The organism is Variovorax sp. V118, from assembly GCF_041154445.1.
Taxonomy (GTDB): domain Bacteria; phylum Pseudomonadota; class Gammaproteobacteria; order Burkholderiales; family Burkholderiaceae_C; genus Variovorax; species Variovorax boronicumulans.
Genome location: NZ_AP028663.1, coordinates 6,262,162 through 6,278,142, shown reverse-complemented (window position 1 = coordinate 6,278,142; position 15,981 = coordinate 6,262,162). Strand labels below are relative to the sequence as shown.

Annotated in this window: 15 protein-coding genes; 10 read left to right on the top strand and 5 right to left on the bottom strand. The window is 68.9% G+C overall.

The window, feature by feature from the left end:
• Positions 1–50 precede the first annotated feature (50 nt).
• The 5 genes from ACAM52_RS29215 to ACAM52_RS29195 all read left to right on the top strand — a co-directional run bounded on the left by ACAM52_RS29215 (position 51) and on the right by ACAM52_RS29195 (position 5,921).
• Positions 51–1,100: an ornithine cyclodeaminase gene (locus ACAM52_RS29215; protein WP_062477364.1), complete on the top strand. Its 1,050-nt coding sequence runs from the start codon at positions 51–53 to the stop codon at positions 1,098–1,100.
• Between the two features lie 34 nt (positions 1,101–1,134).
• Complete coding sequence (locus tag ACAM52_RS29210) at positions 1,135–2,181, top strand: histone deacetylase family protein (protein WP_369645295.1); 1,047 nt, start codon at positions 1,135–1,137, stop codon at positions 2,179–2,181.
• Between the two features lie 105 nt (positions 2,182–2,286).
• The gene (locus ACAM52_RS29205; RefSeq protein ID WP_062477370.1) at positions 2,287–3,255 is read left to right on the top strand and encodes a tripartite tricarboxylate transporter substrate binding protein; all 969 of its coding nucleotides are present in this window, start codon (positions 2,287–2,289) and stop codon (positions 3,253–3,255) included.
• A 142-nt stretch (positions 3,256–3,397) separates the two neighbouring features.
• A complete protein-coding gene (locus ACAM52_RS29200; protein ID WP_369645294.1) occupies positions 3,398–4,489 on the top strand; it encodes a Fic family protein in 1,092 nt (363 codons plus the stop codon).
• A 235-nt stretch (positions 4,490–4,724) separates the two neighbouring features.
• Positions 4,725–5,921, top strand: a complete 1,197-nt coding sequence (locus tag ACAM52_RS29195) for a porin (RefSeq protein ID WP_369645293.1) — start codon at positions 4,725–4,727, stop codon at positions 5,919–5,921.
• A gap of 110 nt (positions 5,922–6,031) precedes the next feature.
• Here the strand turns inward: ACAM52_RS29195 and ACAM52_RS29190 are convergent, their stop codons facing one another.
• Positions 6,032–6,856, bottom strand: a complete 825-nt coding sequence (locus ACAM52_RS29190; protein WP_369645292.1) for an HAD-IIB family hydrolase — start codon at positions 6,854–6,856, stop codon at positions 6,032–6,034.
• Positions 6,857–6,951: 95 nt separating this feature from the next.
• Between ACAM52_RS29190 and ACAM52_RS29185 the strand changes: the two genes are divergently transcribed.
• The 5 genes from ACAM52_RS29185 to ACAM52_RS29165 all read left to right on the top strand — a co-directional run bounded on the left by ACAM52_RS29185 (position 6,952) and on the right by ACAM52_RS29165 (position 12,111).
• The gene (locus ACAM52_RS29185; protein ID WP_159272795.1) at positions 6,952–7,947 is read left to right on the top strand and encodes an ATP-binding cassette domain-containing protein; all 996 of its coding nucleotides are present in this window, start codon (positions 6,952–6,954) and stop codon (positions 7,945–7,947) included.
• A gap of 8 nt (positions 7,948–7,955) precedes the next feature.
• Positions 7,956–8,798 (top strand): ABC transporter permease, encoded by an 843-nt coding sequence (locus tag ACAM52_RS29180; protein WP_369647800.1) that lies wholly within the window; start codon positions 7,956–7,958, stop codon positions 8,796–8,798.
• An 85-nt stretch (positions 8,799–8,883) separates the two neighbouring features.
• A complete protein-coding gene (locus tag ACAM52_RS29175) occupies positions 8,884–10,074 on the top strand; it encodes a hypothetical protein (protein WP_369645291.1) in 1,191 nt (396 codons plus the stop codon).
• A complete protein-coding gene (locus tag ACAM52_RS29170; protein WP_369645290.1) occupies positions 10,071–11,111 on the top strand; it encodes a DNA methyltransferase in 1,041 nt (346 codons plus the stop codon). Before ACAM52_RS29175 ends, ACAM52_RS29170 begins: the two co-directional genes overlap by 4 nt.
• 196 nt (positions 11,112–11,307) lie before the next feature.
• Positions 11,308–12,111, top strand: a complete 804-nt coding sequence (locus ACAM52_RS29165; protein WP_369645289.1) for an ABC transporter permease — start codon at positions 11,308–11,310, stop codon at positions 12,109–12,111.
• On the opposite strand, the gene ACAM52_RS29160 is transcribed toward ACAM52_RS29165, so the two are convergent.
• From ACAM52_RS29160 to ACAM52_RS29145, 4 genes are all read right to left on the bottom strand, one after another.
• Positions 12,112–13,740: a peptide chain release factor 3 gene (locus tag ACAM52_RS29160; RefSeq protein ID WP_369645288.1), complete on the bottom strand. Its 1,629-nt coding sequence runs from the start codon at positions 13,738–13,740 to the stop codon at positions 12,112–12,114.
• Between the two features lie 66 nt (positions 13,741–13,806).
• Positions 13,807–14,400, bottom strand: coding sequence for a GNAT family N-acetyltransferase (locus ACAM52_RS29155; protein ID WP_307584314.1), 594 nt, complete (start codon positions 14,398–14,400; stop codon positions 13,807–13,809).
• 26 nt (positions 14,401–14,426) lie between these two features.
• Positions 14,427–15,500: an alpha/beta fold hydrolase gene (locus ACAM52_RS29150; RefSeq protein ID WP_369645287.1), complete on the bottom strand. Its 1,074-nt coding sequence runs from the start codon at positions 15,498–15,500 to the stop codon at positions 14,427–14,429.
• A complete protein-coding gene (locus ACAM52_RS29145; protein ID WP_307584317.1) occupies positions 15,497–15,940 on the bottom strand; it encodes a hypothetical protein in 444 nt (147 codons plus the stop codon). Before ACAM52_RS29145 ends, ACAM52_RS29150 begins: the two co-directional genes overlap by 4 nt.
• Positions 15,941–15,981: the final 41 nt, after the last annotated feature.

The window sequence follows — 15,981 nt, the reverse complement described above, 5'->3', positions numbered from 1 at the left end:
CCGTGTGAACGGATGAAGCGCCGTGTCAGGGCTACGCAAGGAGCCGCGCCATGACCCGCTTCATCGATGTTCACAGCCTGGTTCGCCTGGTGGATGAGACCGGCGTCCCGGAATTCCTCGTCACGCTGGCCGACGCGCTGCGCGACGACTTCCTGCGATGGCGCGAGTTCGACAAGAAGGCGCGCGTGGCCAGCCATTCGCACCTGGGCGTGATCGAGCTCATGCCCGTGGCCGACGACGGCGCCTATGCCTTCAAGTACGTCAACGGCCACCCGCACAACACGCAGGTCGGCCTGCCCACGGTCATGGCCTTCGGCGTGCTGGCCGAGGTCGACACGGGCTACCCCGTGCTGCTGTCCGAACTCACGCTCACCACCGCGCTGCGCACGGCCGCCACTTCGGCCATGGCCGCCAAGGCGCTGGCGCGGCCCGACGCGCGCAGCCTGGCGCTCATCGGCAACGGCTCGCAGAGCGAGTTCCAGGCGCTGGCCTTCCATGCGCTGCTGGGCATCGAGCAGGTGCGCGTGTTCGACATCGACCCGCGCGCCACCGACAAGCTGGTGCGCCACCTCGCGGCCTGCACGCCGATGGAGATCGTGCGCGCCGACTCCACCGCCGAGGCGGTGCGCGGCGCCGACATCGTGACCACCATCACCGCCTACCAGGGCCACGCGACCGTGCTCACGCCCGACATGATCGAGCCCGGCATGCACATCAACGCCGTGGGCGGCGATTCGCCCGGCAAGACCGAGCTGCACCCCGACGTGCTGCGCGGCGCGCGCGTGTTCGTCGAGTACGAGCCGCAGACCCGCATCGAGGGCGAGATCCAGCAGTTGGCGCCCGACTTCCCGGTGCACGAGCTGTGGCGCGTGCTGCTGGGCGAAGTGCCGGGCCGCGAGCGGCCGGAGCAGGTGACGGTGTTCGACTCGGTCGGCTTCGCGCTGGAGGACTACACGGCGCTGCGCTGCATCCAGCAGCTGGCACTGGAGCGCGGCGTGGGCCGGCAGATCGCGCTGGTGCCCGAGCTCGACGACCCGAAGGACCTATTCGGTCTCACCGCCTCGGGGCGGCGCCGGGCGGTGCTGCGGCGTGCGGCATGATGGCAGGCCCTGTCGTCACGCCCTTCGCCGCTTCATGCTCACCATCTACAACGACCAGCACGCCCTGCACCAAGGCCAAGTCGAAATGTTCCGGGGCGAGCTGGTGCCCTGCTTCGAGGTGCCCGCCCGCGTCGACCATGTGAGGCACGAGCTGGAGCGGCGCGGCCTCGGCCCGCTGCAGGCGCCCGACGCGTTCGACGACGCGCTGCTGGCGAAGGTGCATGCGCCGCGTTACCTCGACTTCATCGCCCATGCCTGGGACGAGTGGGTGGCGCTCGATGCCGCCAATGCCACGCGCGACGCGCTGCCCTCGTACTGGCCCACGCGCGGCATGCGCACCGATGTGCTGCCCCAGAGCTTTCCCGCGCGCCTGGGCCTCTTTTCGTTCGATGCCGGCACGCCGCTGATGGCGGGCAGCTGGGCCGCTGCGCGCCATGGCGCGGCCTGTGCGTGGACGGCAGCGCAGCGCGTCCTCGGCGGCGAGCGCAGCGCCTTCGACCTCACGCGCCCGCCGGGCCACCATGCGGGCGCGGACTTCTTCGGCGGCTACTGCTTCGTCAACAACGCCGCCGTCGCCGCGCAAGCGCTGCGCGATGCGGGCGTCGAACGCGTGGCCGTGCTCGATGTCGACTACCACCACGGCAACGGCACGCAGGCCATCTTCTACGAACGCAGCGATGTGCACTTCGTCAGCCTGCACGGTGACCCGCTGACCGACTACCCGTACTACCTGGGCCACGCCGACGAGCGCGGCGCAGGCGCGGGCGAGGGCTTCAACCACAACCTGCCGCTGCCGCGCGGCACCGATTTCACGGCCTGGCGCGCGGCGCTCAAGACGGCGCTCGACGGCATCGCGAAGGTGAAGGCCGGCGCGCTCGTGGTCTCGCTCGGTGTCGACACCTTCGAGGGCGACCCGATCTCGGGCTTCAAGCTGAAGAGCGACGACTACCTGCGCATGGGCGAAGACCTCGCGCGCGCGGGCCTGCCGACGGTGTTCGTGTTCGAGGGCGGCTATGCGGTGGCCGAGGTGGGTGTGAACGCGGTCAATGTTCTCGAAGGCTTCGCGCAAGCCGCGGGCTGAAGGCGGAGTTGCTTCGGCGACAGCAGTCGGGTGAGCCCCGATTGCTGCACCGGGCGGGGCAGGGCCCAATGCGCGGCTCGATCCACGCTTCAGGAGCCTTCCGTCATGTTTCGCCGTTCCCTTCTCCGTGCCGCCACGCTGGCCGCCTGCGGCCTCGCCGCGCCGCTGGCGGTGCTTGCACAGGCCTTTCCCGCGAAACCCATCAAGCTCGTGATCGCCTTTCCCGCGGGCGGCCCGACCGACATCACCATGCGCCAGCTGGCCGACAACGCCAGCAAGATCCTGGGTCAGCCCGTGATCATCGACAACAAGCCCGGCGCCGGCGGCACGCTGCCCGCGCAGGCGCTGCAGACCGCGCAGCCCGACGGCTACACCGTCGCGCAGATTCCGCTGGGCGTGTTCCGCCTGGGCTACACCACGAAGATCAACTGGGACCCGCTCAAGGACATCAGCTACGTGCTGAACGTCACCGGCTATGCCTTCGGCATCGTGGTGCCGGCCGACAGCCCCTTCAAGACCTGGGCCGACTTCGTCGCCTACGCCAAGGCCAACCCCGGCAAGCTCACCTACGGCTCGACCGGCAACCTGACCAGCCCGCACCTCACGACCGAGATCGTCGCGCAGAAGGCCGGCATCCAACTGCAGCACGTGCCCTACAAGGGCAGCGCCGACCTGATGCTGGCTGTGGTCAGCGGCCAGCTCATGGCGGCGGCCGACAGCACCGGCTTCGCGCCGCAGGTCGAGGCCGGCAAGCTGCGCGTGCTCAACACCTGGGGCGAGAAGCGCCTGGCCAAGTTCCCCGACGCGCCGACGCTGAAGGAGCTGGGCTACGACGTGGTGCAGAACTCGCCCTTCGGCATCGGCGCCCCCAAGGGCACCCCGCCCGAGGTCGTGAAGAAGCTGCACGACGCCTTCAAGCAGGCGATGGAAGAGCCGAGCTACGTGGCCTCGCTCGGCCGCTACGACATGCTGCCCAACTACATGAGCTCGGCCACGTACACCAAGTTCGCGCAGGACACGGTGGTGCGCGAGAAGGTGATCATCGACAAGCTGGGGCTGGCGAAGGAGAAGTGAGGCAGGGCTCCGACGCAGCGGGCGCAGTCGCGCCCCTGAACACGTATTTCACCAATTTCTATGCATGTCGCAGATGACGTGCATAGAAATCAAGATTTTCTATACACGTCCGGGCTAACATGCAAAGAAACTTGCATGGCCCATGTCCGCCCTCGACCCCCTTGAAACGCTCGATCCGTCGCGCTTCGACACGCCGGCGATCCTGAAGAAGCTCGCCAGCGCCAGCCGGCGGCTGGCCGAGCTCAAGGGCATCGCGGCGGTGATTCCGAACCAGGGCATCCTGATCAACACGCTGGGTCTGCAGGAGGCGAAAGCCAGCTCCGAAATCGAGAACATCATCACCACGCACGATGAGCTGTTCAAGGACGACGTGCTGCCCGAGGCCTTCGACAACCCCGCTGCCAAGGAGGTGCTGCGCTACCGTCAGGCGTTGCGCGTCGGGTTCGAGCGGGTCGGCAACGACGGCTTGATCACGGTCAACCACATCGTCGAGATCCAGGCCGAACTGGAGCGCAACCATGCGGGCCTGCGCAAGTTGCCCGGCACGGCGCTGAAGGACGGTGCCGGTCGCACGGTCTACCTGCCGCCGCAGGAGCCGGCCGAGATCGTGGCGCTGATGCGCGGGCTGGAGCGCTTCATCAACGAGCGCGAACTGTTCGCTGTCGATCCGCTGATCAAGATGGCGCTGATCCACCACCAGTTCGAGAGCATCCACCCTTTCTACGACGGCAATGGCCGCACGGGGCGCATCCTCAACGTGCTCTACCTGGTGAAGGAGGGGCTGCTCGATATTCCCGTGCTCTATCTGAGCAGCTACATCGTGCGCCACAAGGCGGACTACTACCGGTTGCTGCAGGCCGTGCGTGACAGCGACGCATGGGAGGCGTGGGTGCTCTACCTGCTGGAGGCCGTGGAGGAAACGGCCGGCCAGACGATGGCGACCATCTACGCCATCAAGGCCGCACTGGCCGACTACAAGCACCGCATCCGCGAGGGCTACAAGTTCTACAGCCAGGACTTGATCAACCACCTGTTCACGCACCCCTACACGAAGATCGAATTCGTGCAGCAAGACCTGCAGGTCTCGCGCCTCACGGCGACCAAGTACCTCGAGGCGCTGGTGGAGGGCGGCTTCGTGCAGAAGCAGAAGGTCGGTCGCAGCAACTACTACATCAACCGGGCGCTTGCGGCGATCCTGCAAGGCGAGCCAGAAACCCTTCGGTCATCGAGCTGACGCTCGCAAGGTCTTGGCCAAGAGCTGTGCCGCGTTGCGACGCCTACCCCGATCCGCGACCGTTGTCCTGAACTCACCCCCTATGCCCCTCCGTAATCTAGGCGTTAACCCTATGTAATCCCTTTGTCTTCCAGCGCAGGAAAACTCGGACCCAGTCTCGCGGCAACAAGGCCCGGACGTCCCAAAGTCGCGCCCGGTCTCGGCGCAGCGACATCCCCCTCCTGGAGTGACACCAATGAAAAAATCCCTGCTTGTTCTGGCTGCCATCGCAGCCTGCGGCGCCGCGTCGGCGCAATCGACCGTGACCCTGTTCGGCGTGGTCGATGCCGCCTACCGCAACGTAGCGAACAAGAGCGTTTCGACCACCCCCTTCGGTCCCGCCTACAGCGTGAAGGCCAGCCGCAGCGAGCTGGCGAATTCGGGCCTGAGCTCGAGCCGCCTCGGTTTCCGCAGCGTGGAAGACCTGGGCGGCGGCTTGTCGGCCAGCTTCTGGCTCGAAGCCCCGATCACGAATGACGACGGCGCCACCGGCGTCTCCAACTTCACCCGCCGCTCGACCGTGAGCCTGGCAGGCAGCTTCGGCGAACTGCGCCTGGGCCGCGACAAGACCGCGACGGTGATGAACGAAGAACAGTTCGACCCGTTCGGCGACACCGGCATCGGCGGCTCGCTGATCATCGACGCCAACGAAGCCAGCGTGCCGGGCAGCGGCTACGGCAGCAACGGCACCTACAAGCGCGCCAGCAACATGGTGCAGTACTTCCTGCCGCGCCTGGGCGGCTTCTACGGCAATGTGGCCTACGGCCTGGCCGAGCAGACGCGCCTGTCGCCCGACACCGCCGCCAGCACCAACACCGGCCGTCACATCGGCGGTCGCCTGGGCTACACGACGGGCCCGTTCGACATCGCCGCCAGCTACGCGCAGAACGACACCAGCTTCACGACCGGCAGCGGCGCCGCCGCCGTGGCACGCCCGGGCAAGGTCAAGACCTTCAACCTCGGCGCGACCTACGACTTCGGCGTGGCCAAGCTGTTCGGCGAGATCTCGCGTTCGAAGGACGAGCGCAACGCGCTGAACATCTTCACGCCCGGCCAGGACGTGGACCTCACCGGCTACCTGCTGGGCGTGACCGTGCCGATCGGCCCGGGCGTGATCCGCGCGTCGTATTCGCAGGTCAAGTACGACTTCAACCGCGTGCCGGTCTTCGGCGTGAACAACGCCGACCCGAAGGCCAGCAAGCTCGCGCTGGGCTACGTGCACAACCTGTCCAAGCGCACCGCGCTGTACGGTACGGTCGCGCGCGTCAGCAACAAGAACGGCGCGGGGCTCACGGTGGGTGCAGGCCCGTCGTACGCCACCACGTTCAACCGCACCGCGCTGCAGGCCAAGAGCTCGATGGGCTACGAGTTCGGCATCCGCCACACGTTCTGATGTCCTGAAGGGTCGCGCATCGCGCGACCCTCACCACTGCAAGTTTCTCCAAGGGTCGTTCAACCGGTCCATTCGGCCCGCCCTGCGCGGGCCTTTTTTTCGTGCGCGGCTCAGCGCGCCGACAGCACCGCCTGCGCGGCCTGCGCAAACCCCGCGCCGCGCTCGCCCTGCGTCACGTAGCGCGGCAGGTGCTCCAGCTGCGGCACGAAGCGCGCGACGTTCGCCACGCCGATGCTGTGCGCGAAGCTGCGGAACATCAGCTGGTCGTTGGTGGAGTCGCCCACGTAGGCCCAGCGGTCCATCTCGTCGTCGAGCGTGCGGCCCCACAGTTCGCGCACGATCCAGCGCGCGCCCTCGAGCTTGTCGTTGTCGCCGTACCAGCCGTTGATGTGGATGCTGCTCACGGTGGCGTGCATGCCTTCGCCGCGCATCAGCGCGACGACGCGCGCGATGGTGTCGTCGCTCAGCGTCACGAACTCGCTGTGGTCGATGGCGATGTCGGTCTCGCGCCCCGGCGAATCGGTGGCACGGCCGGCGCCCGGAATCTCGCGCTCGATGCGCGCCAGCACGGCCTGCATGCGCGCGAAGTTGGCGGCGCGCGTGGCGGCGTCCTGCTGGTAGCGCTTCTCGACACCGCCATCGGCCGCCGGGCGCAGCGCCACCGCGCCGTTCTCGGCCACGATGGCATCGACCGGCCAGCTGTTCACGAAAGGCAGGCTCCAGCCCACGGGTCGGCCGGTGATGGCGACCACCGCCAGGCCGGCGGCCTTCAGGTCGGCCAGCGCCTTCAACGCATCGGGCGTGATCGCGCCGTCGGTGGTGAGCGTGTCGTCGATGTCGGTGAACACGCCGACCAGCGCCGCGCGTGCGTCGGCGGGCCAGCGCGTGAGCGGCAGCAGGTGGTGGGGCGAGGCGGGCAGGGGAGGCGAAGACATGGACAGGATTCTCGAAAGGGCCCGTGATCGTACCGGCGCTTTCGTGTAGCATCCCGCCCCCGCCGCGCTTTCGGGCCGGCGCGGCACCTTCCACCATGCCTCACATCCTCGTCGACAACCTGCGCAAGACCTACCGCGTGTCCGAGCGCGACCCCGGTCTGCGCGGTGCGCTGCGCGGCCTGCTGCAGCGCCGCCACCGCACGGTGGAGGCGCTGTCGGGCGTGTCGTTCGCGCTGGAGCGCGGCGAGCTGCTGGGCTTCATCGGGCCCAACGGCGCGGGCAAGTCGACCACCATCAAGATCCTCTCGGGCATCCTGCGGCCCGACGGCGGGCGCGTGGAAGTCGACGGCCGCGACCCCTTTGCCGACCGCGAGCGACACGTGGCGCGCATCGGCGTGGTCTTCGGCCAGCGCACGCAGCTGTGGTGGGACCTGCCCGTGGGCGACGGCTTCGACCTGCTGCGCGACATCTACCGCGTCGACCCGCAGCGCTACCGCCGCACGCGCGACGAGCTGGTCGCGCTGCTGCACCTGGAGCGTGTGCTCGACCAGCCGGTGCGCCAGCTCTCGCTGGGCCAGCGCATGCGCGCCGAGATTGCGGCGGCGCTGCTGCACGAGCCCGACATCCTGTTCCTCGACGAGCCGACCATCGGCCTCGACGCGCCTTCGAAGCTCGCCGTGCGCGACTTCGTGCGCCGCGCCAACCGCGAGCGCGGCACCACCGTGCTGCTGACCACGCACGACATGCACGACATCGAGGCCCTGGCCCAGCGCGTGATCGTGATCGGCCACGGCCGCGTGCTGGCCGACAGCCCCGTCGAGGCGCTGCGCGCGCAGGTGATGGCCGAGCGCCGGCTGGTGGTCGACTTTGCACAAGATGCCACGCTGCCCGCGCAGGTCGACGGCGCCACCGTGCATTCGCGCGACGGCCAGACGCTGGTGCTCGACTTCGACCCCAAGCAGACCCCCGCGCCCGCGCTCATCGCGCGCATCGCCGGCGCGCACGCCGTGGAAGACATCCGCCTCGAAGGCCTCGCGATCGAAGCCGTGATCGCGCGCTTCTACGCCATGCACGGAGCGGCCGAGGCGTGAAGCCGGCGATGGGCCCGCGCGACCTCGCCCGGCCGTATGTCGCGGCGTTCGTCTCGCGCTTCCTGCAGATGCTGCAATACCGCACGGCGGCGCTCGCGGGCTTTGCCACGCAGTGCTGGTGGGGCGGCATCAAGGTGATGGTGTTCGCCGCGTTCTACAGCGGCAGCGCCATCGCGGGCGCGGCCTCGTCGATGACGCTGGCCCAGGCCATCACCTACACCTGGCTCGCGCAAGGCCTGCTGGTGCTGATGCCTTGGCTCGGCGACCCCGAGGTGGCGCAGGCCGCGCGCACCGGCGCGGTGGCCTACGACCGCCTGCGCCCGGTGGACGCCTACGCGCTGTGGTTCGCGCGCACGGCCGGCTGGATCGCGGCGCGCCTGCTGCCGCGCGTGGCACTGATGGCGGCCTTCGCGGCGGTCGCATTGCCGCTGGTGGGGCTGGGCGACTGGGCCTGGCAATTGCCTGCGAACGCGATGGCCGGCGCGGCGTTCCTGCTGTCGGTGGTGCTGGGCCTGTTGCTTTCGACCGCGATGGTGATGCTGCTCAACGTGGCGACCACGGCGGCGCTCAACGAGCGCGGCATCCAGGCGGTGGCGACGCCCGTGGTCATCGTGTTCTCGGGCAACCTGCTGCCGCTGGCGCTGCTGCCCGACGCCTGGCAGACCGCGCTGCTGGTGCAGCCGCTGGCGGGGCTGTTCGATATTCCGGCGCGGCTGTACTTCGGGCACCTGAGCGGCTGGCATGCGCTGGGCGCGCTGGGGCTGCAGTGCTTCTGGATCGTCGCGCTGGTCGCGTTCGGGCGGATGGCGATGGGGCGCACGATGCGCAGTCTGCAGGTGCAAGGTGGCTAGGGTGACGGGCGCGCGCAGGGAGTCACTCCCGCCCTCGGAGGCAGCGCTGTCGTATGGTGGCGGGTGCGACAACCCCGCCCCTGCCATGCGCCCCGTCATTCCCGTTGAAGCCGATGCGCCGACGCCCCTCGCCGTGCGGACCGTGACCTGCGCGATCGACCAGATCGCCGTGGCCGATCTGCCGCGCAGCGCCAGCTCCCCACTCTTCGAACGCCTTCGCCGCTCCGTGCGCGGCGTGACGCTTCGCACGCCGCCTTCGCACGAGGCCGCGCGCTGGCACACGCACACGATCGGCGGCGTCGCGCGGCGCTTTGCCCAGCCCCTCACGTTCACGCCGTACGCCTCCGTGAAGCCTTGTTCGGCACGTTGCGGCTTCTGCTCGGAAAACCTGCGCAAGACCGACGGCGGAACCTCGGCATCCCGGCTGCGTCCGGCGCCCGACTACTTCGACGGCCTGTCCCGCGCGCTGCGGGCCTTGCGCGACGTGCCGCTGTCGTGGTCGCTCTCGGGCCTGGAAACGAGCGACGACGCCGACTGGATGCTTCGGCTGCTGCACACGCTGACCGCGGGCGAAAGCGAAGGCCCGGTGGTCGAGGACCGTGTGCTCTACACCAACGGCGCAGGCTTTGCCGGCCCGCAGGGCGAGGTGCTGCGGCGCGCGCTGCAGGGCTTCGGAATGAGCTGGCTGGAGCTGTCCCGCCACCACCACGATGGCGCGGTCAACCAGGCCATCATGCGGTTCCGGCCCGAGGTGGCCATCGGCGACCCCGCCGTGTTCGAACGCACCGCGCGCCAGCTCGCCGATGCGGTGGCGCTGCGGCTCGTGTGCATCCTCCAGCGCGGCGGCGTCGCGCAGCCGACCGACGTGGCCGCGTACCTCGCGTGGGCACGGCAATGCGGCGCCGGCACCGTCGTCTTCCGGGAGTTCTCGCGGCTCGACGACGGCTACCGCGACAACGCCACCGCGCGCTATCTGCGCACGCAGCGGGTCTCGATGGACGCACTGCTGACGGCCTGCCTCGACGACCCCGACATCTCGCGCGGGTGGACCCTCGAAAGCCTCACCGAGGGCTACTACTTCTGGAACCTGCGCCTGCGCACCGACAGCGGCCTGACGGTCGTCTTCGAAAGCGCCGACTACGGCGCCATGCACGCGCGCCATGCGACCGGCGATGTCTACAAGCTCGTCTACTTTGCCGACGGACAGTTGTGCGCCGGCTGGGAGCCGGGGCACGACGTGCTGCTCGACACGCGCACCGCGAAGGCCTGTCCATGAGCAGTCACAGCTGGCTGATGCTCGACCATGAATCGCCGCGCTACCGGCTGCCGGACGACCTGCGCACGCGGGACCCGATGGGCGGGCGCGATTGCGGATGGCTCGAGCAGATGCTGCCCTTCGTGCGCCGGTTCTCGCAACCGGGCGACACGGTGTTCGATCCGTTCGCCGGCTTCGGCACGACGCTGCTCGCGGCGCGCCTCGAGCAGCGCCAGGCGCTGGGCTGCGAAGTCGATGCCAACCGCATCGACCTCGTCCGCGAGCGGCTGTCACGCCACGGCCTCGCACACGGCACGACGCTCCTGCACGCCTCGTGCGATGCGCTCGAAGACGCCGCGCTCCCGCCCTTCGACCTGTGCCTGACGAACGTGCCCTACTTCGGTTGCCGCTGGACCGGTGCGCAGGCAACCTCCCAGCTTTACGGCAGCCCGAGCTACGCGCAGCACCTCGACGGCCTGCGCAACGTCTTCCACCGCGTCCGTGCCGGATTGCGCGAGGGCGGTGCCTGCATCGCGATGGTGGAGAACCTGCGGATCGGCGATCGCGTGCTGCCGCTGGCCTTCGATCTCGCGCGCATCCTGGGTTCGCTCTTCACGATGGAGGAGGAGCGCGTGCTGGTCTATCCGCACGACGCGGCAGACAGCGACACCGATGCCCGCACCGACTGGCGTCACGAACACGCGCTGGTCTTTCGCAAGCAGCGCGAGCGCATCGACCTGCCGGCCACGGCCGCGCTGCTCGATGCCATGCGCGCCGCAGGACACGCCTTCACGCTGTTCGGCAGCTTCGCGCGCTGGCAGCAGGACCCGCAAGGCACTGCGCCCGCAGACGCCGACATCCGCGTCGACGCCGACCCGCAGCGCCTGGATGCCCTGCTGGGATGGTTGCGTGCGCACGGCTTCTCGGTGACGAGCTGGGGCGATCCGGTCACCATGCCCCTTCACCTCGACAGCTACCGCAGCCGCTTCTATTTCCGCGCCGACCGCATCGATGCCCGCGGCGCATTGATCAGGCTCGACATCTGCTACGAGCAATGAGTGGCATGACGCAATCCGCACAGCGGTGGATCGACCGGCCCAACGACCGCGATCGGTGTGCGCAGGGCACTGGGTGCTTCCCGCAGCGAAATCAAGGAGGAGGGCGAAGCCCGGGGGACATTCGCGGAGGGAAGTACCCGGTGGCCTGTGCACGCGCCCTGAACCACGGCGCAACAAAACGAGAGAACCACTGAAGATGGGCGCCCTCCCTCTCTTCTTCCGCCTCATGGCCGCCTCCATCAGCGGCCAGGCGAGATACCCCGCATTGGCTTTGCTGCTCACCCTCGGCCAGTTCCTGGGCACAGGCATCGAGGTCGTCGCCGTTTGGGCGCTGTTCCATCGCTTCGGCGAGGTGCAGGGCTGGGGCATCGGCGAGGTCGCGCTGTTCTACGGCCTCGTGAACTGCATGTTCGCCCTTGCCGATGCACTGGGCCGCGGCTTCGACGTGCTGGGCACCGAGTTCCTGCGCACCGGCACCTTCGACCGCTTGCTGCTGCGCCCGCGCCCGCTCGCGCTGCAGCTCATGGGCCATGACGTGCGCATCAGCCGGCTGGGTCGTCTGCTGCAGGGCCTGCTCGTGCTGGCCTTCGCGACCGTGCAGGCCGACATCGCATGGACCCCCAGCGCCGTGGCAATCGCAACGTTCGCCCTGGCCGGCGGCATCGCGCTGTTCCTCGGCATCCTCGTGCTGCAGGGCACGCTGTCGTTCTGGACCGTCGAGAGCCTGGAGATCGCCAACGTGCTCACCTATGGCGGCGTGCAGGCGGCGCAGTACCCGCTGGCGCTCTATGCGCAGTGGTTCCGCCGCGTGCTGACCTTCATCGTGCCGCTGGCCTGCGTGGCGTATTACCCGGTGCTGGCGATCCTGGGCAAGCCCGATCCGCTGGGCGCGCCGGCCTGGGTGGGGTGGGTGTCGCCGCTCGCGGGCTTCGTGTTCCTCGCGGCGGCATTCGGTGCGTGGCGCCTCGGGCTGCGCCACTACACCTCGTCGGGCAGCTGATCAGCCGGCGCTCTGCAGCGCCAGACCCGCGTGCTCGCGCAGCGGATGGAAGTGGATCTTCGGAAAACGCTCCTGCGCCAGCCGCACGTCGTACGGCGAGGTGCACAGGAAGGCCAGCGTGTCGGCCGCATCCTTGGCCATGCGCACCGGGTAGGCGTGGACGAACTCGCGCAGCTCGGCCGGGGTGTCGGCCGTGATCCAGCGCGCGCCCGTGTACTGGCAGCCTTCGAGGCGCACGTCGGCGTCGTACTCGGCCTTCAGGCGGTGCTGCACCACTTCGAACTGCAGCTGGCCGACCGCGCCCAGCAGCATCGGGCCGCCGACCTCGGGGCGGAACACCTGGATCGCGCCTTCCTCGCCGAGCTGGGCCAGGCCCTGCTGCAGCTGCTTGGTGCGCAGCGGGTTCTTCAAAATCACGGTCATGAACAGCTCGGGCGCGAAGAAGGGCAGTCCGGTGAACTGCAGGTTCGCGCCGTCGGTGATGGTGTCGCCCAGCTGCACGCCGCCGTGCGTGGTGAAGCCCACGATGTCGCCCGCGTAGGCCTCTTCCACCGCCTCGCGGCGCTGGCTCATGAAGGTCACGACGCTGGTGGGGCGCAGCTCCTTCGCGGTGCGCTGCACCTTGAGCTTCATGCCCGGCGTGTACTTGCCCGAGGCCATGCGCACGAAGGCGATGCGGTCGCGGTGGTTGGCGTCCATGTTGGCCTGCACCTTGAAGACCACGCCCGCGAAGTCCTTGTCCTCGGGCTGGATCTCCTTGACCACCGGCTGGCGGTTGACCAGCGTGGTGCTGGTGCGCGACTGCGGCGAGGGCGCCAGGTCGACCAGTGCGTCGAGCACTTCCATCACGCCGAAGTTGTTCACGCCCGAGCCGAAGAACACGGGCGTCTGCTTGCCCGCCAAGAAGGCCTCGCGGTCCCAGGTGGGGGAGGCGCCGGTGGCGAGCTCCATGCTTTCCATGGCGTACTCGAAGTCGGCACCGAAGCGCTTGACGAGCGTGTCGCGCTCGCTCAGCGGGATGGTCTCGAAGTCGTGCGGCAGCCGCTCGCTGCCCGACTCGAACACCGTCATCGCCTGCGTGCGCAGGTTCATGATGCCGCGGAAGCTCTTGCCCTGGCCCACGGGCCAGGTCATGGGCACGCAGGGCATGCCGAGTTCGCGCTCCACTTCGTCGAGGATGTCCAGCGGCTCGCGCACTTCACGGTCCATCTTGTTGACGAAGGTGATGATGGGCGTGTCGCGCTGGCGGCAGACCTCGATCAGCCGGCGCGTCTGCGCTTCCACGCCGTTGGCGGCGTCGATCACCATCAGCGCCGAGTCGACGGCGGTGAGCACGCGGTAGGTGTCTTCCGAGAAGTCCTTGTGGCCGGGCGTGTCGAGCAGGTTGATCACGTGCTCGCGGTACACCATCTGCATCACCGACGAGGCCACCGAGATGCCGCGCTGCTTCTCGATTTCCATCCAGTCGGAGGTGGCGTGGCGCGAGGCCTTGCGCGCCTTCACCGAGCCGGCGATCTGGATCGCGCCCGAGAACAGCAGCAATTTTTCGGTCAGCGTGGTCTTGCCGGCGTCAGGGTGGGAAATGATCGCGAAGGTGCGACGGCGGCGGGTTTCGGCGAGAAAAGACAAGGTGGGCAATCTGCAGGGGAATCCCCCGATTTTAGGAGGCCGCCCCGCCAACCCCGGGCTGTAGGCCTAAAACGCCTCCGTCACCCCGTACGCCCGCATCTGCGCCTCGACCTGCGCCGCATCCTGGCTCAGCACCACGAGGTCGTGCGCCTTGCCCTCGCGGTCCTTCACGTGGCGGGTCAGCAGGGCCTCGGGCCGGAAGCCCAGGGCCTGGAAGACGGCGATGGCGCCGCGCTGGTCGACGGTCATCTGGGCGACGATCTTTTCCTGCCCGTGGGCGAAGGCCAGCGCGCAGCCCTCCTGCGCCAGCTGCTGGCCCAGGCCGCCGCCGCGCAGCGCGGGCGACACCAGCACGCGCAGCTCGGCCACGTGGCCCGACCACGAATGCGGGTCGCGGATGACGGCGGCGCAGCCCAGCACGGCGCCGTCGCGCACGGCGAGCACGCTGTCGATGTCGCCGCGCGCGATGGCGCGGACCCAGGCGGCCATCACCTTGGGCTCGGTGATGTCGCGCGGCAGAAAGAGCAGGTCGTGCGCCGGCAGCGCCTGGGCGAAGGCCAGCACGGCGGGGGCGTCGGCGCCGGTCATCAGGCGCAGGGCGATGTCGCCGTCCGCGTGGGCGACGGTGCGCGGGTAGGTGCGGGAAGAAGATGCGGTCATGGGAGGGTGTTCGATGGTTGTCTTCGTCAGGTGGAGCGCACGCCCAGCCACTCGTCGAGCTTGGGCCACAGCCGCCGCACGGCGTTGGTGCCGGCCGCCAGGCTCACGTGGCCGCCCTTGAGCACCACCTCTTCCTTGTCGGTGGAGCCGATGCCGGCGATCAGCGGCTGGCCCGCCTCGTAGGGCACGATGTGGTCGTGTTGCGCGAGCGCGTGCAGCACCGGCACGGTGATGTTCTTCAGCAGCACGGGGCGCCCGCCGAGCACCAGCTCGCCCTTGTGCAGCTTGTTGTCCCATATGAGTTCCTTCACCGTCTGGCGGAAGTACTCGCCGGCCAGCGGCAGCATCTCGGCGCCCCAGCGGTCGAACATGCGGTACGACTTGACGAACTCGTCGTTGGCCATGTTGTCCCACAGCTGCACCAGCCCGGCACCGCGCCCGGCGGGGCGCAGCATGTCGAAGGAGGCGAACAGCATCTCGGGCGGCACGTTGCCCACGGTGTCGATGAGGCGGTCGACGTCGAAGTAGCGCCGGTCGGACCACGCATGAAAGAGCTTCATGCGGCTGAAGTCGATCGGCGTGGTGAAGAGCGCGAGGTTCTTCATCGGCCCGCCGGGGTGCAGCGCCGCATACAGCGTGGAGAGCACGCCGCCCATGCAGTAGCCGGCGATGGTCACATCTTCTTCGCCCGAGTCTTCCTGCACGCGGCGGATCGAATCGGGAATGAAGTCGAGCACGTAGTCCTCGATGCGCAGGCGCTTCTCGTCGGGGCGCGGCGCGTTCCAGTCCATCACGTAGACGTCGTAGCCCTTGAGCAGCAGGTACTCGACCATGCTCTGGCCCGGCGCGAGGTCGAAGATGTAGGCGCGGTTGGTGGTGGCCATCACCATGAGCACCGGCACGCGGTAGATCTCGTCGACCATCGGGCGGTAGTGGTACAGGCTCAGCGTGCCGCGCCGGTGGATCTCGTCCTTGGGCGTGAGGCCGACGGCAGGCGCGGTCGAGGTCAGGAAGTCCAGCCCCTTGATGTTGCGCTGGATCGTGCGTTCGATCTCGCCGCGGATGTCGGGCAGCTGGAAGGTGTCGGGCGGCGCGCTCATGGGCGGCGCTTTCCGGCGGGGCGTTTCTTCGGGGCGGCGGCCTTGGCTGCCGGTGCAGGCGCTGCCGCCGCTGCAGGCGGCTGCTTGGTGCGACGTGGCCGGGGCGGGGCGGTGGCTGCGTCGGCAGTCCGCGCGGCAGGCCCGGCCCCGCCTTCCAGCGCGCGCCGGATGCCCGCCAGGTGGTCGTCGATGCGGTGCAGCTGCTCGCCCAGCGCCTGCAGGTCGGCGCGCGTGGGCAGGTTCAGCAGCGTGAGGTAGCGCGCCATCAGGTCGCCCACCGCCTTCTGTGCGGTGAGCGAGGCGTTCATGCCGCCGTGCATGCCCTGGCGGAACGGGTCCGAGGCCATGGCTTCGTTGGCGAATTCGTTGGTGCTTTTTTCCCACTGGGCCGTGAGCTCGCGCCACAGGGCCATGGGATCGAGGGACGGAAACTGGCTCATGAAAAACACCTCCGTCTGGGTTTGTCGTTGTCTCTTTTTTC